This window comes from Corynebacterium sp. HMSC056E09 (assembly GCF_001813425.1).
GTDB lineage: Bacteria > Actinomycetota > Actinomycetes > Mycobacteriales > Mycobacteriaceae > Corynebacterium > Corynebacterium hesseae.
In genome coordinates this window covers 16,335-37,177 of the sequence record NZ_KV812483.1, presented here as the reverse complement: position 1 = coordinate 37,177, position 20,843 = coordinate 16,335, and the positions used below count along the sequence as shown (strand labels likewise).

The following is a 20,843-nucleotide window of genomic DNA, read 5'->3' as shown; positions in this document are numbered from 1 at the left end:
TCACCCCGCTACGCACCCCGAAACCGGAAGAGCCCCCAAAGCCCTGGAATGAACTCCTGTCACCAGGGTCATTCCAGGGCATATTTCCCTGACTAAGAGAAGCAGTGACACAGAAGGCCTACCTCAGCGTGGGCCCTGTGGGCGTGCAGGTTCCGTGTGTGGCTGGTTTGCTTCGGCATGGTCGGCAGCGATTGATGACCGACTCTGGAGCGGGTGCCTTGTCTGGTCTCGCGGTTCAGGGTGGGTGGACTATTCGGCGGGTTGGATCTCGCTCTCGGTGACCCACTTGTGGTTGGTCATCGTCATCCCGTCGACGGTGAGATCAACCATGTAGACCGTCTCCTCGGTGGAGTAATCGATGGTGGCCTCAGCACCCTTCATGCCGGACATGTGCTCGGCATCCAGGACAACGCTCGCCCCGTCGGGCAGGGGGCCTGACCCGGATCGACGAGCTCCTCATGGACGACCCAGCGGTGGTCGGTAACCGGGGCCCCACCCTCGGTGGGGGTGTAGCTGACCGAATAGGTCGTGGTGTCAAACGCCCCGGAAATGGTGGCTGTAGCCCCGTCCATGCCGGGCATGTGGTCAGCGGTGAGGATGACCTCAGTGCCCACCGGGTACGTGGGATCCTCGGCCTCTTCAATGCCTGCCGGCGGTGCCCCGCCGTCGGCAGGGTGGTCGTGCCCGCCGTGCTCTTCGTCGGCAGTGGTGGTGTCTTCCTGGTGGGTCTCGTTGGTCTCTGCGGTTGCCGTCGTGGTGCTGGTGGTGTCGGCATCGTCGGAGTTGTCGGTGGCGTCGCTGCAGGCGGTCAGCGCCAGGGTGGAGGTCAGTACCAAGGCGGCGAGGGTAATGCTGCGTTTCATGAGCGTTCCTTTCAAAGGTGGTGTGAGTTAGGGGTCGAGAGACAAGGTCAGTCAGTAACGGTTACGGGGGATATCGACCCACTGTGTTCCTCCTTCCCGTCGGTCGGAGCCAGGTGAGCCGGATCCAGATCAATGCGGCGCAACAGCTGGGCGTTCAGGGCCACCACGATGGTCGAGGCAGACATCAAGATCGCGCCCACGGCCGGGGACAGCACGAACCCGATCGAGGCGAGCACTCCGGCGGCCAACGGCACGGCGAGGATGTTGTAGCCAGAGGCCCAGATCAGGTTCTGGATCATCTTGCGATAGCTGGCCTGGGACAGCTCAATCATCGACAGCACTGCCCGCGGGTCATCACTGGCTAGGACCACCCCGGCAGATTCCATGGCCACATCCGTGCCGGCACCGATGGCGATACCGACTTCCGCGCGGGTCAGAGCGGGGGCGTCATTGACACCGTCACCGACCATGGCCACGCTCAAACCCCGGTCCTGCAGCTGCGTGACCTTGGTGTCTTTGTCCTGGGGCAGGACCTCGGCGAAGACCTCATCAATGCCTAGGTCCTGACCGACGGCGTGGGCCACCTGCTGGGCGTCGCCGGTGATTATCGCGACCTTCACCCCGCGGTCCTGCAGGGCTTTCACGGCGGCGCGGGATTCGGGGCGGATCTTGTCCTCGACGGCTACCGCACCGATGATCTGACCATCGCGGACAATATGGAGCACACCGGCCCCACGCCCGGTCCAGGCGCTGGTGGTGTCGGTGAGCTCGGCCGGGGTGGTGAGGTTGAACTCGCGCAGCATGTTCGGCCCGCCCACGAGGATCTCAGCGCCATCGACAGTGGCCCGGACCCCCCGGCCGGAGGCGGCGTTGAAACCAGTTGCACGGATTTGCCGACCGGAGGCCTCGGGATGGGCGGCCGCGGCCGCCACGATGGCGCGGGCCACGGGGTGCTCGCTGTCGGCCTCCGCGGCGGCGGCTAGGGCCAGCAGCTCGCCCTCGGTGACGCCGACAGCTGTCGCGATACCGGTGACCGCGTGCGCACCCTCGGTCAGGGTGCCGGTTTTGTCGAAGAGCACCACGTCGATGGTGCGCATCCGCTCGAGCGCCATCCGGTCCTTGATGAGCACCCCGGATTTCGCGGCCCGCTCGCTGGAGATCGCAATGACCAGCGGAATCGCCAGGCCCAGGGCATGTGGGCAGGCGATGACCAGCACCGTGACCGTGCGCACCACGACATCGTCCGGGCTGCCGATGATGGTCCACACCACCGCGGTGATCAGAGCGGAGATCAGCGCGAACCAGAACAATAACGCCGCCGCCCGATCCGCCAGGGCCTGGGCCCGGGAGGAGGACTCCTGGGCGTCGGCAACCATGCGTTGGATCCCGGCCAGGGCGGTGTCCCCGCCGGTAGCCTCCACCCGGATGCGGACGGTGTTGTCGGTGGCCACGGTACCGGCGACCACCTTGTCACCGGTGTCGCGGAAGACGGGACGGGATTCGCCGGTGATCATCGCCTCATCGAATTCGGCGGCTCCGTCGAGGATGGTTCCGTCGGCCGGCACCCGGGCACCGGCCCTCACCAGCACGACGTCGTCGACGACCAGCTCGGAGATGGCCACGGTGCGGGTGGTCCCGTCGACGATTTTCTCGGCCTCATCCGGCAGCAGGGCAGCCAGCGCGTCAAGCGCGGAGGACGCGGACCCGAGAGCGCGCATCTCCAGCCAGTGGCCCAGCAGCATGATGGTCACCAGCAGGGCCAGCTCCCACCAGAAGTCCAGGTCAAAACCGCCCAGCCCCAGAGTGGTGACCCAGGAGGCGACAAACGCCACGGTGATGGCCATGGCGATCAGGAGCATCATCCCGGGTTGGCGGGATTTCAGTTCTTTCCATCCGCCCTTGAGGAAAGGCGTTCCGCCGTAGCCGAAGATGATCGTGCCTAGCACCGGGGGGATCCAGGTGGATCCGGGGAATGCCGGGAGGTGGTAGCCGAGCAGGTGGGCGACCATGGGACTGAAAATAGCGACGGGAATGGACAGAATCAGCGACCACCAGAAGCGGTCCCGAAACATTGCGGTGCTGTGTCCGGCGTGTTCGCCGTGACTATGAACGTGGTGGTCTTCGTCCAGGGCGGAGTGCGGGTGATCGTGGGGCATCGCCTGGCCGTGGGTGTCGGCATCTGCGTGGTGTTCGTGGCTGGCATGATCCGGGTGGTGGGTGTGGTCTGTTTCCGGAGCGGGGTGATCACCATGGTGATCACCCGAATGGTGGGGAGTGCTCATGACGTTCCTTTCGCTCAACCCGGTCGGGGTCGAGATGATGAGTAAAACTGATCAGGATAAGACGGTGTAGCCGGCCTCCTCGATGGCCCGGCGAACCATCTCCGGAGGTACGAGACCGGTGACCGTGACGGTGGAAACACCACCAGCAGCGAGATCAATCTGGACGTCGTCGACCTGGGGGAGGGCCTGAAGGGCCTGGGTCACGCTTTTCGCGCAGTGCCCGCAGGTCAGGCCGGTGACCTGGTAGCTAGGGGAGGACCCTCCTGCTGACGAGTCGCTGGCGGCAGGGATGGAGGCGGTGTCGGCACGTGAGGCAGGTCCGCAACAGCTGCAGCCGTGGGAGGCCATCGGCAAGAGGCGGGGCGGGGAGGTGATCATGGGAAAGCTCCTTCGGTTCGGTGGGGTGCGGCGATGCCGCTCTCTAGCATATACCCCCCGGGGGTATATTTTCAGCATACCCCAGGGGGGTATATTTTCAATGGGTCGAGGTCGCGGCCCTCACGCGGGGCAGGGTGTGGTCACCGAGCAGCCTCCTCACTGTCGGGAGGGGACAGCGGGAGGCGGAGGGCAAAGACCGCTCCGCGACCGGGGCCGGGGGAGGTGGCGGTGAGAGTGCCGCCGTGGGCCTCGATCAATGCCTTGGAGATGGTCAGACCGATACCGGCCCCGCCGTTGTCCCGGGTGCGGGCGGCATCCCCCCGGTAGAAGCGTTCGAAGATGTGTCCGAGCTGGTCAGGTGGGATGCCCTCGCCGTCATCGGCGACGTGGATGAGCGCGGTGGACGCCCCCTGTCGGTGGACGCTGATCCGGACCTGCCCGCCGGCCGGGGTGTGCCGTAGCGCGTTCGACAGGAGATTGCTCATCACCTGGCCGAAGCGTTGCCGGTCCACGAGCACCCGGGCGGTGTCCGTAATGGTCTCGACCTGTAAATCGACGCCTTTGTCAGCATAAGCTTCCCCCGCGGCAGCAGCGGCGGTGTGGAGCAGATCCCCGAGCCCTTCCTCCGCCAGGTCCAAATCGATCCGGTGTTCCTGGGCCCGGGAGACATCGTCAATGTCTTCCATCAACCGGGTCAGGCGGGTGAGTTGGTCAGCCATGATCGTGTGGGTGGCATTATTCCAGTCCACGACCCCGTCCTGGAGACCATCGAGGTAGACCGTGAGCACCGATAAGGGGGTGCCCATTTCGTGGGCCAGATCAGAGAGCATCTGGCGGCGGACCTGTTCGGTGTGTTCCAGCCGGTCGGCCATGGTGTTGAAGGCATGCGCCAGGGTGGTGACCTCGGGGCCTGCTTTTCCGGCGGGCACGCGGATACGGGAGTTGCCGGCCGTCAGGCTGGTAGCGGCGCGGGTGAGATCCTGCAGGGGGGTGCGCAGACGACGCGATAACCACAGGCTGGCCAGCAGGGCGCTGATCAAGGCGGTGGGCAGGGCGACGGCCAGGGTGATCAGGTTGGCGCCCCGGTAGGCCTGCTCGGCATGGAACAGCTCCAGCGAGGGGTCCTCCTGGCCGGTCATCAACATATGATCATGGAACAGGGTCGGACCCACCATCGTGGCCACGGCCGCGGCCACCAGTAGGCTAATCACCACGACCAACACCTGGGCGGCCAGGAAGCGGAAGGTCAGGCCGGGTCCGTGATTCATGGTTGCCCCACCCGGTAGCCCACGCCACGCACGGTGTCGATAAACCCCCGGCCCCGGGTGTCGGTGCCGAGCTTGCGACGCAAGTTGCCGATGTGGACATCGACGATGCGTTCATCACCGACCCAGGTGGTGTCCCAGACCTCGGTGACCAGGTCGTGGCGGGTCAGCACCTGGCCGGGGCGCAGGGCCAGGGCAACCAGCAGCTCGAACTCCGTCCGGGTGAGCTCCACGGTCGTCTCCCCTACCCGCACCTGATGGGCGATGGGGTCAAGGATGAGGTCACCAACGATCAAGGGGGTGGTCACCTGCGGTGGGGTGGTGCTGGTGCGCGGGCGGCGTAGCACCGCATGCACCCGGGTCACCAGTTCCCGGATGCTAAAAGGTTTGGTGATGTAGTCATCCGCCCCCAGGGTCAAACCGCTGATCTTGTCGTCCTCGCTGCCACGCGCGGTGAGCATGAGGATGTAGCAGTCCGAGAAGGTGCGGATCCGTCGGCACACCTCCAGGCCGTCGAGTTCGGGCAGCCCCAGATCCAGCACCACAACATCGGGGGAAAAGCGACGGGTCTCGTCCACGGCCTGAGTGCCGGTGTGCGCCTGGCGGGTATCGAAGCCGGCCCGGATGAGGTAGGAGGCCACCATCTGAGCCAGGGGTTGTTCATCATCGACGACCAGCACCCGCCCCGGGGGCGTGGCGGTGGTCGGTGTGCGGTTAGCCATGGACCCCAGTATCGCTCCGGCCAGGGGGAATATCACCCTCGCTCAGTGCCCAACGGGGAAATCTTCATCAAATCTTCAAACATCACCCTTCGACCGCCGTCACCCCTGCGCCCCACCCCGGGCCGGCGGCATCGCCTCCCCTGGTCGGTTCAGCAGGCGCCACCAGGGATTTCACTGCCTGCACCGCATACCCGGGGCGGGTAGAAGGACATCGCCCACGGCTGTGGGGTGGTGTCCCGGTGGTGACCCAGCCCACCGAATTCGCCCCCTTTTCGCCCTGTTATAAGGCTGTGAGCAGGGGTTTTGATTTCTAGTCCGTCAGGCACCCGTGCTAGATAAAGGTATGGCATCGACCTTGAGGCGGTGTCTTCTCACGGTCTTACCACGATCCAAGGAGATTGACGTGAAACGAGCAGCGATCGCAGCCGCCGCCCTTGCCCTCGCCCTCACGGGGTGTTCGGCCGCCGACCCGGAACCCACCGCCGACGGGACGGTGTCCCAGGATACATTCCTGACTACCCATGGCCTGGCCGGCATGGACGCGGTGGAGATCATTGATCACCTCGACCGGCAGAAGGTCACGGAGCGTCCCACGGATCTGATCGCCTCAGTGCGTGCCGATGAACTGCTGCTCTCGAGCGATGACCAGGAAGTCGTGGTCGATCTTCCCGACAATCAGACGTATGTCTCGATCGCACCCTATCTCACCTCCACCCACGACTGCTTCTACCACAGCCTCACGACCTGCCTGGGGGAACTCGACAATGAGGATATCCAGGTCACGATCACCGATGAGGCGACCGGTGAGGTGCTGGTGGACGAGGCGACAACCACCTTCGACAACGGGTTTATTGGCTTCTGGCTTCCCGATGATGCCACCGGCCTGATTGAGGTCAGCTACCAGGGGCGTACCGGCACCACGGAGTTTTCCACCGCCGACGACGGTGCCACCTGCGTCACAGACCTGCGCCTGACGTGATGGCTCAGCAGGGTCCTCACCTGCACCTGTCTCCCGTGTCACTGAAATCTAGCACCAAGGAAGGTTAAATCATGATGAACGCGTTTCCCCGACGACAGTTTCTGCTCGGCGGGCTCGTCCTCGCCGGCACCGGGGCCGTGGCCGCCTGCACCAGCGACCCTGGACCCGCTGCCTCGGCACCAGGTTCCTCTCTTCGCCCCACTCCCACCCCCACTGCGCTCGGCGAGCCGACGGTGCGCCGGACACTGACCGCCCGGCCCCTCTCTCTGGATATCGGCGGTATCGAAGCCAAGACGTGGGGATACGTCTCTGACACCGGGGATACGGCCATTGAGGCCACCGTCGGCGACGTCCTCCAGGTCGATATCACCAATGAACTGCCTGAGAGCACCTCCATCCACTGGCATGGCATCGCACTCCACAACGCAGCCGACGGTGTGCCCGGCATGACCCAGGACCCCATTGAACCTGGCGAGTCTTTCTCCTATGTTTTTGAAGTCCCCCACGGTGGCACCTACTTCTACCATTCCCACTCCGGCCTGCAGCTTGATCGCGGCCTCCACGCCCCACTGATCGTCCGTGACCCGCAAGACGCTGAGGACCAGGACGTCGAGTGGACCATCGTGCTCGACGACTGGGTCGATGGCATTCAGGGCACTCCCGACGATGAGCTCGACAAGCTCACCGGAATGGGCTCGGGCGACCATAACGGGAAGAAGGGGATGGGAGGCCACGGCCATATGATGCACGGCACCCCGGACCGGGTACTGGGCGGGGATGCCGGCGATGTGATGTATCCGCACTACCTCATCAACGGACGTATCCCCCGTGCTCACCGGACCTTCGAGGCTCGCCCGGGTGACAAGGCCCGCCTGCGGTTTATCAACTCCGGCGGTGACACCATCTTCAAGGTGGCCCTCGGTGGTCACCGCATGACCGTCACCCACACCGACGGCTTCCCCGTCCAGCCCCGGGAGACCGAATCGATCTACCTGTCGATGGGCGAGCGTGTCGACGTCGAGGTCATCCTCGGCGACGGCATCTTCCCGCTCACGGCTTTGGCGGTGGGTAAAGACGACCGCGCCTTCGCCGTCATCCGCACCGCCGGCGGCCAGGCCCCTCACCCCGATGTCGACTTCCCCGAGTTGTCGTCCACCGGACTGCTTCTGTCCTCCCTGAAGCCAGCAGACCGTGCACTCCTGCCCGAGGACACACCAGACCGAGAAGTCAGCATCGACCTGGGCGGGCAGATGATGCCGTATGAATGGAGCATTCTCACCGACGGCCAATCCTCCTCCGCGATCGTGCAGGCGGGCCAGCGCCTGCGGATGGTCATGCGCAACAGGACCATGATGCCCCACCCCATGCACATCCACGGTCACACGTGGGCGCTGCCCGGCAGCGGCGGGCTACGCAAGGACACCGTCCTTCTCCGCCACGGTGAAACCATGATCGCCGACCTGATCTCTGACAACCCCGGTGAGTGGGCATTTCACTGCCATAACGCCTATCACATGGAAACCGGGATGTTCAGCTCGCTTCGCTACGAGTAACCCGGCTCTTTTCCGCTTTGTCCTGCGGTATACAGCTAAGGTCGTTGTGCCCGTATATCGGGGACTCGGGAATTGTCCTTGATCCATGCTTCGGCATGAGGATCAATAAAGCTTGCCACCATTTGGATGGCGTTATCAACGGAGTCAAGATCTTCAAACTGCTGTCTGCTGCCAGGGGTTTTCTTCAACGCCTTCTTAACCTGAGGCCAGACGCTCGCCTGATAGTGACTGCTTAGGAGGAAGCGCCAAAAGTCGAAGCTGAGTTCAGCGATGATTTTTCCTGGTGGTGCGCCTTCCTTCCCGGCCCGTTTCTTCGCTTTGCGGATATTCTTCTTCGCTGCATCGTTGAAAGGGATTCGATCGTCGTCAAACCATCGCTCGCCGTACCTTCCGGTTAGGGCATTGTGAATGCTATTTCGGAGGAGTACTTCGAGGTGTTCGATGTCTGCGAGATAGGTCTTCGTGAGGTGAGTATTCCAAAGGTAGAGCGTTTCTGGTGATGGATGATCGGTGTACCTGCTCATTCGCGCAGATGAAAACCACTGGGACAGCTGTACTTGGGCTGGGCTTGGATTTCCATATGGATATGATAATGTGCGCTTTGAAAACCCCGGAACGATCCCTGCACTACGAAAGTAGGAGTAAATCGCCGGGGTTATTGATATCTTCGGGGAATTATAGCGGCCAGAAGTTCGAAGTTTTTCGCCCTTATTTACCGTGAATGACAGTGACAGATTTGTGATCCCTTGGGCTTAGGAGTTGTGGCAGTAACAGCTACCTTTGAAGGATGATTACTAATGAACTCCGAGAATTACTGACCGTAGCCACGACCCATGCGCAGCGCTTCCACGACGGGGAAGATCACACCGTAGCCGCAGCCCTCCTGACTGAATCCGGCAAACACGTGCTCGGTTTGAACGCATACCATTTTCTCGGTGGCCCCTGTGGTGAAATCTCGGCCTTAGCTAACCACGCTGCTAGTCATCCCGAGGATCCCATCCGGGCGGTAGTCGCCGTCCACGGTCCGACTGGCCAGGTGCTTTCGCCCTGTGGAAAATGCCGCCAAGTGCTATTTGATACTGATCCGTCTATCCGGTGCATCGTGCGCAGAAGCAATGGACTTGAAGCACTCACCGTGGAAGAGCTCTTACCGTTCGCATATAACTGGCGTGACATGGACAAAGAGCAACGCATCTATATGTGGGAAGGCTACGAGGAATCAATTCGAAGCGGAGAAAAGCAACAAACCATTCGGGTGGATGACCCCTTCCACGAAGGAAGCGCCCAGATTGTCTTCGAGAAAGAATCCGGAGAGGTTGTCACCATTCCCGCAGAAGTCACTTCTGTCGTCTCTACCCAGCGGAGGTCCTTGACGGAGGAACAAGCCCGAAGAGATGGCTTTGGTTCTCTTGCTGAGCTCCACGAAGCGCTCGATACTCACTATCCCGGATTAGCTGAGGATGATGAGGTCGACGTCGTAGAGTTCACGCTCCGTAAGGCTTAACTACTTCGGTAAAGACGACGGGGAAAGGGTTTTGCCTAGACTGTCGGTATGTTCGGCCCCGCTTCCGCCCAGCCACCGCGGCTTATAGATTTCCCTGTGCTGCGGTTACCATTTGTGGAGTTCGCATTTGTTGGGCTGCTGGTGGCCGTCTTTTTCGTTGATACGCAAGGAACTGATGCTGAGAGCGGCTTCCTTGCGGTCTTTGTGGTTCTTCCCGCACTCGTGTTTCTGGGAATTGCCTACCTTATTTCCCTGCCCATGCAGCGGAAGGACATTACAGATTTCCGGCTAGATGCCGTTTTCGTCGTTATTGGAGTGCTTGGTCTCTTCGGCTGGATCGGCCAGATGCTCATTGCTTTGCCCCTCCTGTGCTGCCTGCCCGTAGGGCTTTCAGCACTGATCCGCAGAGGCATCGCCTTTGCGTTGTGGAAGAGGGGTAAAGGCCCGCAACTGCCGGAATGAGGTTACGCGCTCTGCCAGCGCATCCTGCCGTCCGATGCCGGGGCGCACGTCATCGGGACACCTCTCTTTGATACCCCGCTTCCGCCGTTGCAATACGCGCCGGGGTGAACGTAGTTCTCTTCAACGGCGGGTGCTTCATACACAGCGGCAGCTTCTTGCACTGGGGGATTTGCGGCCATCATTTCGTCGGCACACTGCTGTGTCCAGCCAGAGGTTCCATCGCTGAAGAATGTCGTTCCGGTTTCGTGTAGCGAGACATCACCGCAGGACTCGATGGCTTTCTCCATCGGAGTGGGTTGCGCCGCACCGGGCGCCTCGGTGAAGCCGATGACTTCTTCTTGCGGTTGATCCACGCCGATATCTTCGGCGCTTTCCTCGGCAGTGGGAAGGGTGGGGTGTGGGGCGTCTTCAGTAACGCTGGTGCTTGACGACGTCTCACTCGCAGGGGTGGATTCAACGTCGAGAGAGGAACAGCCGCCGAGCACAAAGAGCGCAGAGGCAATACAGAGAAGTCGCTTCATTTCAGGTCCTTTGTTTATCTACCTCTATGGTAGTGACGGGTACCCTAGTTGCGCACAGGAATCACACAGTAGCTGGCCAGGCTCGGCGGATAAGCTGGTGCCTCATGAAAAACGGCTTTTTACAGCGCGCTTTCCTTGCAATCCTCCTCGGCACTGCCGCCCCCGTTCCGGCTCATGCCCAGACCATGGAGACCTCCGCCGCGCAGGATCTCGGCATCAATGATCCTGACTGTAAGCCCACGGGTTCCGTCACTGAACCCGTTGTTTTATTGCACGGTACTTCGGCAAACTCGGCCGAGTGGAACGATCTCATCCCGAAGCTCAAGGACCAAGGGATGTGCGTGTGGGCCTTCGACTATGGCGCCGAGGACATTGCGTACCAGAACGCCTACGACTACATGAAGGGGATTGCGGATCTAGATTCTTCCGGGCGCGAGATCGCCGGGCATATTGAACACATCCGTGAGGTCACCGGAGCAAACAAAGTAAACCTCGTCGGTTTCTCCCAGGGCGGCCTGCACACCAAGACCTTCACACAACTCTACGGCTCAGCGGATGAAGTGAACCGCGTGGTCACCATCGGTGCGAACTTCCACGGGACGACGTGGGGCGGGCGGGCAACGCCCCTCAAGACGGCCGCAAAGATCGCGCCCGATGTGGTTGATTTCCTCGGCACCAGCGCTGGCATCGAGCAGTTGGAGGGCTCGGATTTTATGGAGAATCTCAACCAGCTTCCGGATACCGCGCCCGGCGTTACTTACACGTCCATCTATTCGCCGGCGGATAATACCGTGACGCCGAACCAGACCTCGGAGCTGAGCGCTGTTCCGGGCGCGGACGTGGTCAATGTGGAATCCGCCCCAGTCGAACATGGAAATCTACCCCATGACCCGCGCGTGCACGATCAGATTCTGTGGGGGCTCACGCGTTAGTGACACACATCCAGGGTGCCATCGATGCGGACGGCCGGTGCCGTCACTGGCACACGCTTGTCGACGTCATTGCGAACAAGTGCCACACCTGCGGCGGATGGTTCGCGTGTTCGCTCTGCCACGCGGAGCTGACCGACCATGAATTCGGACCCATGCCGAAAGACCAGCTCTGCGTCATGTGCGGGGCCTGCGGCCGAACAATGACCTATGCCGAATACTCAGCATATAAATGCCCCGCGTGCGGGCATGCCTTCAATACAGGCTGTGCGCTGCACGCGGGGACGTATTTCCGCTAGTCTTCTACGGCAAAAGCTGGGCCAGCGGGGTGCCCTCGACGAGGGTCTTGAGGTACGCCAGAATGTCCGGGACGTTGAAGGTGAAGTTGCCGATGGTCACCGGGAAGGTCGGAAAAGCGTTGTTCGATGGGGCGTTATTGCCGTTATTTGCCGGGGCACCACCACCGTTGTTGGCAGGGACAGTGTTGTTAGCTGGTGCAGTGTTCTGAGCAGGAGCAGTGTTGCCGCCGCCACCGTTCAGGCCGCAGCGAGCGATGGCCTCGTCGGCGCGGGCGACGGCGTCGCGGATCTCGGGACCACGCGGGTGGAAGTTGGCAGCAGCCAGCGCCTGGGACTTCTTGCTGTTGTAGTCAGACGGATTGGTGTAGTACTTGGTGGCCTGCTCACAGGAAATCTGGCCGGCAGGGACCTTGGCCAGGTAGTCATCCACCATGTCGGCGGATGCGGTAGGGGCGGACAGGCCGATGGCAGCAGCAACGGAGCAGAGGACAAGCTTATTTCTCATGCGCCACATTGTGCCACAGCTTTTACACGTTTGCGTTAGTGCTCGCTTCCTAAGAAACGATTTACCAGCGAAAAATACGCCTTCACAGTCAAATCCAAGTCTTCCAGGTAGAGGTGTTCGTCGTGGCTGTGCAGCTGCGAGTTTGCGCTGGCCATATCCCGATCCTCCGCATGCAGCGCGAAGCCATAGGCGTTGCCGCCGCGGCGACGCGCCACGCGCAGGTCGGAACCACCCGTCGCCAGCACCGGCAGCACCTCCTTATCCGGAAAAAATTCGTGGGCGGTCTCCTCGATGCAGCGCCACAGTTCAGTATCGGTGGAGGACTGTGTGGCGTCCTCCGTAATAAGGTGCTCGATCTCTACTTCGTCGGCCATATCGCCGAGGGCCTCACGCAGGAACTCGTCGAGCTCCTCCTGGGTCTGGCCAGGGAAGGGGCGGATATCCATCTCCAGGTAGGCGTGGGAAGGCAGCACGTTGATGGCGCCACCCGCGCGCAGGACAGTTTGGGCAATTGTCGTGTGCGAGAAGGCGTGAGCGTAGGCGGACAAACTACCGAACTTTTCATAGTCGGCCGCGGTAGCGGAGCCGTCGAGAAGCGCTGCCTCCGTTGCGGGGTCGAAGCGGAAGGTCTTGACGAATCCCTGCCACACCTCATCCGTGGCCACGGGTGGCTCGGCGGCGGCGATGCGGCGAGCAACCTCACCGATTTTGACGATGGCAAAGTCCTTCCCAAACGGCGTGGAGCCATGGCCGGCATCGCCGTGCACGTGCAGACGGCGCTGGCCCGCGCCCTTCTCACCGACGTTGAAGCCGAGCGCGCCGGGCAGGTGGCTGCCGCCGGTTTCCGAGAGGCAGTTGCGCACCGAGTAGGCCTCCGGGTGGTGCTTATCCATCCAGATGGAGCCCAAGCCGCCGCGGGCCTCCTCGTCGGCCATGCCGACAAAGGCCAGGGTGCCGCCGGGGTTGCCGCGCTGAGCGACATCGCGAGTCACCGCCGCCATCGTCGCCGTAATAAAGAGCATGTCCACCGCGCCGCGGCCGTAGAGCTTGCCATCTTCGATGACGGCGTCGAAAGGTGGCTTGGTCCACTTGGGCTCGTCGACGGGCACGACGTCGGTGTGGCCCATGAGCGTGAGCGGCTCCTTGTCCGGGTCACCCGGAACGGTCACCACGATGGTGACGCGGCCCGGGTGCGATTCATAGCGTTGAATCTCCACCGGGGTGCCTGCGAAAAACCGCTCCAACGTGTCGGCATTGCGGACCTCGTGGCCGGAATCCGGAGTGAGGTCATTGACGCAGGCATTGCGAATGAGCTGCTGAAGCAGTGCGAGGGTGTCGTCGTAGAGCGTGGAATCCATGGCCTAAAGGGTAGCCCGGACTACATGAAACCGGCAGATTTACCACAACTTGAACGGTGTTCAAGTAATGTTTCCCGCATGAGCATCGTAGACATCGCACGCGAGAAGGCCCTGGAGCAGGGCATCGGCCTCAACGAAGAAGAACTCCTGCAGGTTCTCCAGATCCCGGATGAGCAGCTGGAAGAGATCGCGGACATCGCCCACAAGACCCGCCTCAAGTGGTGTGGTCCGGACGTGTCCGTGGAAGGCATCATCTCCATTAAGACCGGCGGCTGCCCGGAGGATTGCCACTTCTGCTCACAGTCGGGCCTGTTTGATTCTCCCGTACGCGCCGCGCGTCTCAACATTCCGGAGCTGGTGGAGGCCGCCAAGAAGACGGCCAAGACGGGTGCGACGGAGTTCTGCATCGTGGCAGCTGTGAAAGCCCCAGATGAGAACCTCCTGTCCCAGGTTGCCGAGGCCATTCCGGCCATCCTGGATGAAGTCGATATCGAAATCTCCCTCTCGCTCGGAACCCTGACCCGCGAGCAAGCGCAGCGCCTCAAGGACATGGGCGCCCAGCGCTATAACCACAACCTGGAGACCTCCAAGTCCTTCTTCCCCAACGTGGTCACCACGCATACCTGGGAGGAGCGCAAAGAGACCCTCGAGAATGTCCGTGCAGTCGGCATGGAAGTCTGCTCCGGCGGCATCATCGGAATGGGCGAATCACTAGAAGACCGCGCCGAATTCGCTTACCAGCTGGCCCAGATCGAGCCCTGCGAGGTGCCGATGAACTTCCTTGATCCCCGCCCGGGCACCCCGTTCGCGGATTACCCGCTGGTCCCGCTCGGTGAGGCGCTGCGCGCCGTGGCCGCATTCCGCCTGGCCATGCCGTCCGTGACCCTCCGTTTTGCAGGCGGCCGCGAGCTCTCCCTCGGTGACGACGGCACCGAAAAGGGCCTCCTCGGCGGCATCAACGCCATCATCGCCGGAAACTACCTGACCACGCTGGGCAAGCAGATCGAGAAGGACGTCGACATGCTCGGCCGCATCGACCTGCCCATCAAGGCGCTCTAATGAACAGCTCGACGGAGCTGGCCGCTGCCGTACTCGCCGGCGAGGAGCCGCTGTTCCACCCCAACACTGGGAAACCACTAAGCGAGGAATTCACCCTGCACCCGGCAGCCGCGGCCGGCCTGGACGTCCCGCGCTATTGCCAGCTGTGCGGGCGCCGCATGGTGGTGCAGGTGCGCCCGGACGGCTGGAACGCGCGCTGCTCGCGCCATGGCGAGCTCGACTCGGACTATCTCTATGAGGAGGTACTTCCGTAAGCTGGGGCACCATGGATCCCGCTGTTGCCCACGCCCATCGGTCTGCGCTGCGCTCGATTTCCCGCGTCGTCTCAGAGATTGCGACCCCGACGCCTCCACAACAAGCGTTGAACGCCGTCGCCGAGCAACTACGCCGCGGCAACGTCATGGTCCTCACGGGAGCAGGTGTATCTACAGAATCAGGCGTGCCGGATTACCGCGGCCCGAACGGCTCCCTCAGCCGGCACCGCCCCATGACCTACCAGGAGTTCCTGCACGACCCGCAGGCCTCCCACCGCTACTGGGCCCGCGCCTTTGTGGGCTGGCGGGTCATGCAGGCCGCACACCCCAACCGCACGCACTACGCTTTGGTCGAGCTCGAGCGCGCCGGGCTTCTCACGGGCGTTGTCACGCAGAACGTTGATGGCCTGCACGAGGAAGCTGGGCAGCGCAACCTCATCGCCCTGCATGGGGATATGCAGCACGTCGTGTGCTTGAGCTGCGGGTACGAAGAAGCACGCGCGGACTACGACGCCCGCGCGGCCACAGCCAACCCGGAATTCCTCCAACGCTGGGCAGTCAACAAAGCGGACGTGAACCCCGACGGCGACGTCGCCCTCAGCGAGGAAGCAGTGGAAGAATTCGTCATGCCCGGCTGCGTGCAGTGCGGCTCGCAGCGCCTGAAGCCAGACGTAGTCTATTTCGGTGAGCCAGTGCCTACCTACAAAAAGGACGCCGCCTATGCGATGGTCAACGCGGCGGACTCGGTGCTCGTTGCCGGTTCTTCGTTGGCGGTCATGAGCGGCTTTCGGTTCGTCCTAGAGGCCAAGAAACAAGGCAAGCGCGTGGCCACCATCAATGGAGGGCCGGGACGCGCCGACGATCGCGTCGACACCCTGTGGCGCACCCAGGTGGGCCCGGCTTTCGACGCGATCCTGGATGAGCTAGAACTCTAAAGCTGCTCCAGTTCTTCGAGCACCACGTGGCATACCCGCTTGTCCAAGGGCATGTCTTCGTGGCGGATTATCGCGCGGCGCTCGATGTCCTGAATATAGATATTTCGTACCTGCTGGCCGTTGAGGAAGCAGGTGTTGGGTGGAACCACGACGGCATCGGAGCGCGTGGCGATGCACGTATAGCTCACACCGGGTTCGACCTCACTGTCGCGGTTCGTTGCCTCCACGACCTCGCTGCCGACTACTTGCTGCATGCCGGCGGGGCCAAACCAGCCGTCGATAAGCGTGCGCACGACCTCCTCCTGGCGCTCGCCACGGAAGAGGGGGCTGGCAATTCCGCCCTGGGTCGTTCCGTGGTTGGGCGCACTGATGCAGACGACGTGCCGTACAAACCCCGCGCTATCGTGCATGCGCATCCAATAGCGAGCCAGCAATCCGCCCTGGGAATGCCCCACGAGGATCACCTTTTCCGCGCCGGTGACGGCAAGGACGGCGTTGATGTAGGCGTCGAGCTGCCGGGCGGATTCCTGCAGGGGAGCGGTGGCGCGGGTCCCGTAGTCAGGGGCGAAGGTGGCCCAGCCAGCGGCGCGGAGCATGTCTGCGAGGACTTGCCAGACGCCTTTGCTGTCGCAGGTTCCGTGGATCAAAATAACCGGCCAGGGTCGTTCGGCGGTGGGGCGCGCGGACCAGTCGTCTTCGCACACGCCTCGCGTCCGCCTGCGGGCACCGAGGGGGAGTGTGGTCATGGGATTGCAGTTTACCCTTGACGCCCCTCCAACTTTTTTACTAAGCTAAGGCTTGCCTAATACGGGCCGGGCGGTGAGCTCCACACCGCACGCGTTACCGGATTAGTCATGGGGATAGAGCCCGCCGCCTCACCGCGGCGGGCTTCTTTCATGGATACACTCGCGAGCATGACCGACCTGCAGCATGTCCACTCCGTCAATGAAGCGATTTCCCGCCTCAGCGAGCTCTATGACAGTTCCTGCGAGCTGGCACGTCACGCTCTCGCCTCGGGGGACCACGACGCCTACCGCCACGTGGTCTACCCGAAGATCACCGTGGATATCCGCCAATGGACACCCATCGACCGCTCTGAGCCCTTCGGCTACGTGGACCAAGAGGGCCGCTACTCGGCAGTGATATCAAAACCATGGCTGATTCGTAGTTACCTCACGGAGCAGCTCACGCGGCTCACCAATAACTACCCCTGCGATATCTACGTCGGTCAATCGGATGAGCGCATCCCGCCGGAATATATCCGGGGGATTACAGAAATTCCCCAGGACCGCGGCGATATACCCCGGCCCACCCTCGATGCGGTTCATGACGGGATCGTTGACGGCGCGTGGAAGGCCTTTCACGGGAAAGAAAAGCCGCTGTTCCACTTCGGCCCGCAGCGCTTCGACATCGCCTGTGCTCGCATCGAGCACTACACCGGTATCGAGGTGGACACCGTGCAGAAGTACATCCTGTTCACCAACTACGCCATGCACACCACCGAGTTCGTCAAGTTCGGCCTGCGCGAACTCTCACGTGAGGATTCACGCTACACCGCGCTCGTGCTGCCCACGGGGGAGACCATCCACTCCAATGACGCGGTGCTTCTCGACGTCGACGAGCTCACCCTCACCTCCCGCTACCAGATGCCCCGTTTTGATCTCATCACCGCCGGCGGAGATGGCATCACCATGATCAATATCGGTGTAGGCCCCTCTAACGCCAAGACCATTACGGACTGCTTGGCGGTCCTGCGCCCGGAGGCCTGGATCATGATCGGCCACTGCGCAGGGCTCGATGGCCGCATGCGCATCGGCGACCTCATTCTGGGCAATGCTTATCAGCGCGAAGACCACATCCTCGACGGCACCGTCACCACCAGCAACCCGATTCCCGCCATCCCGGAAATCCAGCGCATGCTGGAGGCCGCCGTCGAGGAGGTATACGGGAAAGACAATTCGCTCATGCGCACCGGCACGGTGCTCTCCACCGATGACCGCAACTGGGAGTGGCGCACCTCCCGGGACTTGTGGGAATGGCTGCGCCACTCTACCGCGGTGGCCGTGGACATGGAATCCTGCACGCTGGCCGCCAACGGCTACCGCTACCGCATCCCCTACGGCACGCTGCTGTCGGTCTCCGATCTACCTTTGCACGCCGTGCCCAAGCTTCCCGCCCAAGCGCAGGCCTTTTACTCGAACTCGAAGGAAGCCCACGTCATGTGTGCGGTGCGCGCGGTGGAGGCTTTGGCGGAGAATCCGGAGCGGCTGCGCACCCGCAAACTGCGCCGAACGGTGGCGGAGGTTCCGTTCCGCTGAGGTAGATGATTAGACTGAGGGAAATGCACAATCTGGCGAAGGAGACCTAGACGATGAGCACCCCGGAGTGGTGGAACCCGGAACGCGAGAACCTGACGTGGGAGGTCTTCGGTGAGGCCAGCCGCTACCTTTCGCAACAAATCGTGGATTCGGGCTGGTTCCCGGATCTCATCGTGGGCGTGGCCCGCGGAGGCCTGATCCCTGCAGGCGCTATTGGTTATGCCATCGGCGTCAAAGAAATGGGCGCTATCAACGTGGAGTTCTACACCGATATCGGTGAGACCCTGCCGGAGCCGATTCTCCTTAACCCGCAGCTGGATACGGATTCGCTCAAGGACAAGAAGGTCCTCGTCGTCGATGACGTAGCGGATTCCGGCAAGACCCTCGACCTCGTGGTCAACCTGCTCGAGCAGACCGCGTCCGAGGTCAAGTCCGCCGTCATCTACACCAAGCCGACCACCATCTTTGAGCCGGACTTCTCGTGGAAGAAGACCGACCAGTGGATCAACTTTGCCTGGTCGGTCCTGCCGGTCATCACCCGCGATGGTTCCTTCAAAGACGGCCACTAATGTCTGACCGTTCCGCCGGTTCTTTCCGCGCGGCCTTCAGCTCGCCCGCCCGCTTCCGCAAGGAGATGTTTGGCGGGCTTGCTGTTGCGCTGGCCCTCATCCCGGAAGTCTTAAGTTTCTCCATCCTCGCCGGGCTCGACCCCAAGGTGGGGCTCTTCGCCTCCGTCATCATGGCAATGTCCATCGCCATCACTGGCGGGCGCCCAGCCATGATCTCCGCTGCAGCTGGTTCTGTCGCCGTGGTTATCGCGCCCCTGGCCCACGAGCATGGCCTGCAGTACGTGCTCCTGACCATCTGGATGGCGGGCATCCTGCAAGTAGTGATGGCAATGCTGGGCGTCGCCAAGCTCATGCGTTTCATCCCCCGCAGCGTCATGCTGGGTTTCGTCAACGCGCTGGGCATCCTCATGTTCACCGCGCAGCTGGGTCACCTGTGGCAGGTGCCGTGGCTGGTCTATCCTCTCGTTGCTCTGGGCCTCGTCATCATGGTGGTGTGGCCGCGCATCACCACGGTAATCCCCGCGCCCCTCGTGGCGATCGTGGTTGTCACCATGTTGACTGTGATTTTCGGCTGGCAGGTTCCCGACGTCGCGGATCAAGGCGAGCTGCCGACCTCCCTGCCCGGTTTCGTCATTCCGGATATCCCGTGGACGAAGGACACCCTCCTCCTCTGCCTTCCCTATGCACTGGGGGTGGCACTCGTCGGACTCATGGAATCCCTGCTCACCGCCAAGCTTGTCGACGACCTCACGGATACCCACTCCGATAAAACGCGCGAATCCGTGGGCCAGGGCATCGGCAACATGCTCGCCGCTGCCATCGGCGGCATGGGCGTGTGCGCGATGATTGGCCAGACCATGATTAACGTCAAGGAATCGCAGGCACGCACGCGCTTGTCGACGTTCCTCGCCGGCGTCTTCCTCCTTATCCTCATCCTCGTGTTGGGGGACACCGTAGGGAAAATCCCCATGGCTGCTCTTGTGGCGGTCATGTTTATGGTGTCCTTCCACACCGTGGATTGGCGCTCGGTGCGCACGATTCACCGCATGCCTCTGAGCGAAACCCTCGTCATGCTGGTGACGGTGATTGGCACCTTGGCCACGAATAACCTGGCGGTCGGTGTGATCCTCGGTGTGCTCACTGCCTCGGTGGCCTTTGCACGCCGCGTCGCCCACCTCGTGTCGGTGGAGCTAGAGGGCAACGTCTACACTGTGCGCGGCCAGCTCTTCTTCGCCTCCTCGAACGATCTGGTCTACGCCTTCGATTACACCCTGCCGGTGGAGAAGGTCATCGTGGATTTCTCAGAGGCCGATATTTGGGATGCCTCAACCGTGGCGGTGCTCCAGGCTGTGGAAAGCAAGTACGCAAGCCGTGGAATAGCGGTGGAATTCCGGGGCCTTGATGGTGTTAGCCTCGCGCGTTACCAGCGGATCTCAGATTTGGGTTAGGTAAACCTACCAGAAAAAGTGTTATGACGTGCGAGTTTGCTTAAGATCACCTTGCTAGCGCGCCCGATTTTTTTCTGTATTGTGGGAACAACACACGAAAGGAATAACTCTTATGGATGAGAAACTGCAAACGCTCCTCAACGCCCAGGTCAATAATGAGCACGGCGCAGCCCTGATTTACACTCAGCTGGCCTACGAGATGGACAACCTGTCCTTCCCAGGCATGCGCGATTGGTTCTTCAAGCAGGCAGAGGAAGAGCGCGAGCACGCACAGAAGTTCGCCGAGCACCTGTTGGACCGCGGCTACCGCGTCGAGCTGGAGGATATCCAGGTCGGCTCCGTCAAGGCCGCCACCCCGCTCGATGCTTTTGAGGCATCCCTCGCGCATGAGCAGAAGGTCTCGGAGCAGATCCGAGAGATCGCCCGCACCGCAGATGCGGCTGGGGACCTGGATTCCCGTGGTCTCATCAACTGGTTCCTCGAGGAGCAGGTTGAGGAAGAGTCCTCCGTGTCTGAGATCATTGACCAGCTCAAGCTGGTGGGCAATGACGGTTCTGGCCTGCTGCGCGTCGATGGCTCGCTGGCGCAACGGTAACGAAGCCATATAGTTTGCGCGGATTCTCCCACGGCCCCCTGCGGT

Annotated in this window: 22 protein-coding genes and 1 pseudogene; 13 read left to right on the top strand and 10 right to left on the bottom strand. The window is 62.1% G+C overall.

Features of this window, described 5'->3' with window-relative positions; translation table 11 throughout:
* Positions 1-249 precede the first annotated feature (249 nt).
* The 5 genes and pseudogenes from HMPREF2912_RS02175 to HMPREF2912_RS02150 all read right to left on the bottom strand — a co-directional run bounded on the left by HMPREF2912_RS02175 (position 250) and on the right by HMPREF2912_RS02150 (position 5,510).
* Positions 250-863 (bottom strand): annotated as a pseudogene (locus HMPREF2912_RS02175) (YdhK family protein).
* A gap of 47 nt (positions 864-910) precedes the next feature.
* Positions 911-3,145 (bottom strand): copper-translocating P-type ATPase, encoded by a 2,235-nt coding sequence (locus tag HMPREF2912_RS02170; RefSeq protein ID WP_070520407.1) that lies wholly within the window; start codon positions 3,143-3,145, stop codon positions 911-913.
* 51 nt (positions 3,146-3,196) lie between these two features.
* Entirely contained in the window at positions 3,197-3,523 is a 327-nt protein-coding gene (locus HMPREF2912_RS02160; RefSeq protein WP_070520404.1) for a heavy-metal-associated domain-containing protein, read from the bottom strand.
* A gap of 140 nt (positions 3,524-3,663) precedes the next feature.
* Complete coding sequence (locus HMPREF2912_RS02155; protein ID WP_070520402.1) at positions 3,664-4,791, bottom strand: sensor histidine kinase; 1,128 nt, start codon at positions 4,789-4,791, stop codon at positions 3,664-3,666.
* Complete coding sequence (locus HMPREF2912_RS02150) at positions 4,788-5,510, bottom strand: response regulator transcription factor (RefSeq protein WP_118781224.1); 723 nt, start codon at positions 5,508-5,510, stop codon at positions 4,788-4,790. Before HMPREF2912_RS02150 ends, HMPREF2912_RS02155 begins: the two co-directional genes overlap by 4 nt.
* A 403-nt stretch (positions 5,511-5,913) precedes the next feature.
* On the opposite strand from HMPREF2912_RS02150, the gene HMPREF2912_RS02145 reads away from it, so the two are divergent.
* Positions 5,914-6,489 (top strand): CueP family metal-binding protein, encoded by a 576-nt coding sequence (locus tag HMPREF2912_RS02145; RefSeq protein ID WP_070520399.1) that lies wholly within the window; start codon positions 5,914-5,916, stop codon positions 6,487-6,489.
* Between the two features lie 71 nt (positions 6,490-6,560).
* Positions 6,561-8,042 (top strand): multicopper oxidase family protein, encoded by a 1,482-nt coding sequence (locus HMPREF2912_RS02140; RefSeq protein WP_070520396.1) that lies wholly within the window; start codon positions 6,561-6,563, stop codon positions 8,040-8,042.
* Positions 8,043-8,077: 35 nt separating this feature from the next.
* On the opposite strand, the gene HMPREF2912_RS02135 is transcribed toward HMPREF2912_RS02140, so the two are convergent.
* Positions 8,078-8,566, bottom strand: coding sequence for a hypothetical protein (locus tag HMPREF2912_RS02135; RefSeq protein WP_070533507.1), 489 nt, complete (start codon positions 8,564-8,566; stop codon positions 8,078-8,080).
* A gap of 263 nt (positions 8,567-8,829) precedes the next feature.
* On the opposite strand from HMPREF2912_RS02135, the gene HMPREF2912_RS02130 reads away from it, so the two are divergent.
* Positions 8,830-9,546 carry an ASCH domain-containing protein gene (locus HMPREF2912_RS02130; protein ID WP_070533505.1) on the top strand — a complete coding sequence of 239 codons (717 nt, stop codon included), beginning with the start codon at positions 8,830-8,832 and terminating at the stop codon, positions 9,544-9,546.
* A 48-nt stretch (positions 9,547-9,594) separates the two neighbouring features.
* Positions 9,595-10,008, top strand: coding sequence for a hypothetical protein (locus HMPREF2912_RS02125; protein ID WP_070533503.1), 414 nt, complete (start codon positions 9,595-9,597; stop codon positions 10,006-10,008).
* Between the two features lie 2 nt (positions 10,009-10,010).
* On the opposite strand, the gene HMPREF2912_RS02120 is transcribed toward HMPREF2912_RS02125, so the two are convergent.
* Positions 10,011-10,529 carry a hypothetical protein gene (locus tag HMPREF2912_RS02120; RefSeq protein WP_070533502.1) on the bottom strand — a complete coding sequence of 173 codons (519 nt, stop codon included), beginning with the start codon at positions 10,527-10,529 and terminating at the stop codon, positions 10,011-10,013.
* Between the two features lie 104 nt (positions 10,530-10,633).
* On the opposite strand from HMPREF2912_RS02120, the gene HMPREF2912_RS02115 reads away from it, so the two are divergent.
* Positions 10,634-11,461, top strand: a complete 828-nt coding sequence (locus tag HMPREF2912_RS02115) for an esterase/lipase family protein (RefSeq protein WP_070533500.1) — start codon at positions 10,634-10,636, stop codon at positions 11,459-11,461.
* Positions 11,461-11,757, top strand: coding sequence for a CHY zinc finger protein (locus HMPREF2912_RS12515; RefSeq protein WP_083299197.1), 297 nt, complete (start codon positions 11,461-11,463; stop codon positions 11,755-11,757). The genes HMPREF2912_RS02115 and HMPREF2912_RS12515 overlap by 1 nt, the downstream gene beginning before the upstream one ends.
* Positions 11,758-11,761: 4 nt before the next feature.
* Here HMPREF2912_RS12515 and HMPREF2912_RS02110 read toward each other — a convergent pair whose 3' ends face one another.
* Positions 11,762-12,262, bottom strand: coding sequence for a hypothetical protein (locus tag HMPREF2912_RS02110; RefSeq protein WP_369821999.1), 501 nt, complete (start codon positions 12,260-12,262; stop codon positions 11,762-11,764).
* Between the two features lie 35 nt (positions 12,263-12,297).
* Positions 12,298-13,620: a M20/M25/M40 family metallo-hydrolase gene (locus HMPREF2912_RS02105; RefSeq protein ID WP_070520381.1), complete on the bottom strand. Its 1,323-nt coding sequence runs from the start codon at positions 13,618-13,620 to the stop codon at positions 12,298-12,300.
* 78 nt (positions 13,621-13,698) lie between these two features.
* On the opposite strand from HMPREF2912_RS02105, the gene bioB reads away from it, so the two are divergent.
* The 3 genes from bioB to HMPREF2912_RS02090 are packed head-to-tail and all read left to right on the top strand — an operon-like array spanning position 13,699 to position 15,868.
* A complete protein-coding gene (bioB, locus tag HMPREF2912_RS02100) occupies positions 13,699-14,679 on the top strand; it encodes a biotin synthase BioB (protein WP_070520377.1) in 981 nt (326 codons plus the stop codon).
* Positions 14,679-14,933 (top strand): biotin synthase auxiliary protein BsaP, encoded by a 255-nt coding sequence (locus HMPREF2912_RS02095; RefSeq protein ID WP_070520374.1) that lies wholly within the window; start codon positions 14,679-14,681, stop codon positions 14,931-14,933. Before bioB ends, HMPREF2912_RS02095 begins: the two co-directional genes overlap by 1 nt.
* An 11-nt stretch (positions 14,934-14,944) precedes the next feature.
* Positions 14,945-15,868, top strand: coding sequence for a Sir2 family NAD-dependent protein deacetylase (locus tag HMPREF2912_RS02090; RefSeq protein ID WP_070520370.1), 924 nt, complete (start codon positions 14,945-14,947; stop codon positions 15,866-15,868).
* On the opposite strand, the gene HMPREF2912_RS02085 is transcribed toward HMPREF2912_RS02090, so the two are convergent.
* The gene (locus HMPREF2912_RS02085) at positions 15,865-16,614 is read right to left on the bottom strand and encodes an esterase/lipase family protein (protein ID WP_070520367.1); all 750 of its coding nucleotides are present in this window, start codon (positions 16,612-16,614) and stop codon (positions 15,865-15,867) included. The genes HMPREF2912_RS02090 and HMPREF2912_RS02085 overlap by 4 nt on opposite strands.
* A gap of 168 nt (positions 16,615-16,782) precedes the next feature.
* On the opposite strand from HMPREF2912_RS02085, the gene amn reads away from it, so the two are divergent.
* The 4 genes from amn (at position 16,783) to HMPREF2912_RS02065 (ending at position 20,798) form a co-directional block, all read left to right on the top strand.
* On the top strand, positions 16,783-18,186 hold the full coding sequence (amn, locus tag HMPREF2912_RS02080; RefSeq protein ID WP_070520364.1) for an AMP nucleosidase: 1,404 nt from the start codon (positions 16,783-16,785) through the stop codon (positions 18,184-18,186).
* Between the two features lie 53 nt (positions 18,187-18,239).
* Complete coding sequence (locus tag HMPREF2912_RS02075) at positions 18,240-18,755, top strand: phosphoribosyltransferase (RefSeq protein WP_070520361.1); 516 nt, start codon at positions 18,240-18,242, stop codon at positions 18,753-18,755.
* The gene (locus HMPREF2912_RS02070; protein WP_070624733.1) at positions 18,755-20,203 is read left to right on the top strand and encodes a SulP family inorganic anion transporter; all 1,449 of its coding nucleotides are present in this window, start codon (positions 18,755-18,757) and stop codon (positions 20,201-20,203) included. The genes HMPREF2912_RS02075 and HMPREF2912_RS02070 overlap by 1 nt, the downstream gene beginning before the upstream one ends.
* 112 nt (positions 20,204-20,315) lie before the next feature.
* Entirely contained in the window at positions 20,316-20,798 is a 483-nt protein-coding gene (locus HMPREF2912_RS02065; protein ID WP_070520355.1) for a ferritin, read from the top strand.
* Positions 20,799-20,843 lie beyond the last annotated feature (45 nt).

Excerpts from the sequence above, each read along its gene's own strand:
- HMPREF2912_RS02170 (WP_070520407.1), bottom strand. The coding sequence starts at position 3,145 with ATGAGCACTCCCCACCATTCGGGTGATCACCATGGTGATCACCCCGCT.
- HMPREF2912_RS02160 (WP_070520404.1), bottom strand. The coding sequence starts at position 3,523 with ATGATCACCTCCCCGCCCCGCCTCTTGCCGATGGCCTCCCACGGCTGC.
- HMPREF2912_RS02155 (WP_070520402.1), bottom strand. The coding sequence starts at position 4,791 with ATGAATCACGGACCCGGCCTGACCTTCCGCTTCCTGGCCGCCCAGGTG.
- HMPREF2912_RS02150 (WP_118781224.1), bottom strand. The coding sequence starts at position 5,510 with ATGGCTAACCGCACACCGACCACCGCCACGCCCCCGGGGCGGGTGCTG.
- HMPREF2912_RS02140 (WP_070520396.1), top strand. The coding sequence starts at position 6,561 with ATGATGAACGCGTTTCCCCGACGACAGTTTCTGCTCGGCGGGCTCGTC.
- HMPREF2912_RS02135 (WP_070533507.1), bottom strand. The coding sequence starts at position 8,566 with ATGAGCAGGTACACCGATCATCCATCACCAGAAACGCTCTACCTTTGG.
- HMPREF2912_RS02130 (WP_070533505.1), top strand. The coding sequence starts at position 8,830 with ATGATTACTAATGAACTCCGAGAATTACTGACCGTAGCCACGACCCAT.
- HMPREF2912_RS02125 (WP_070533503.1), top strand. The coding sequence starts at position 9,595 with ATGTTCGGCCCCGCTTCCGCCCAGCCACCGCGGCTTATAGATTTCCCT.
- HMPREF2912_RS02120 (WP_070533502.1), bottom strand. The coding sequence starts at position 10,529 with ATGAAGCGACTTCTCTGTATTGCCTCTGCGCTCTTTGTGCTCGGCGGC.
- HMPREF2912_RS02115 (WP_070533500.1), top strand. The coding sequence starts at position 10,634 with ATGAAAAACGGCTTTTTACAGCGCGCTTTCCTTGCAATCCTCCTCGGC.
- HMPREF2912_RS02110 (WP_369821999.1), bottom strand. The coding sequence starts at position 12,262 with ATGAGAAATAAGCTTGTCCTCTGCTCCGTTGCTGCTGCCATCGGCCTG.
- HMPREF2912_RS02105 (WP_070520381.1), bottom strand. The coding sequence starts at position 13,620 with ATGGATTCCACGCTCTACGACGACACCCTCGCACTGCTTCAGCAGCTC.
- bioB (WP_070520377.1), top strand. The coding sequence starts at position 13,699 with ATGAGCATCGTAGACATCGCACGCGAGAAGGCCCTGGAGCAGGGCATC.
- HMPREF2912_RS02095 (WP_070520374.1), top strand. The coding sequence starts at position 14,679 with ATGAACAGCTCGACGGAGCTGGCCGCTGCCGTACTCGCCGGCGAGGAG.
- HMPREF2912_RS02090 (WP_070520370.1), top strand. The coding sequence starts at position 14,945 with ATGGATCCCGCTGTTGCCCACGCCCATCGGTCTGCGCTGCGCTCGATT.
- HMPREF2912_RS02085 (WP_070520367.1), bottom strand. The coding sequence starts at position 16,614 with ATGACCACACTCCCCCTCGGTGCCCGCAGGCGGACGCGAGGCGTGTGC.
- amn (WP_070520364.1), top strand. The coding sequence starts at position 16,783 with ATGACCGACCTGCAGCATGTCCACTCCGTCAATGAAGCGATTTCCCGC.
- HMPREF2912_RS02075 (WP_070520361.1), top strand. The coding sequence starts at position 18,240 with ATGAGCACCCCGGAGTGGTGGAACCCGGAACGCGAGAACCTGACGTGG.
- HMPREF2912_RS02070 (WP_070624733.1), top strand. The coding sequence starts at position 18,755 with ATGTCTGACCGTTCCGCCGGTTCTTTCCGCGCGGCCTTCAGCTCGCCC.
- HMPREF2912_RS02065 (WP_070520355.1), top strand. The coding sequence starts at position 20,316 with ATGGATGAGAAACTGCAAACGCTCCTCAACGCCCAGGTCAATAATGAG.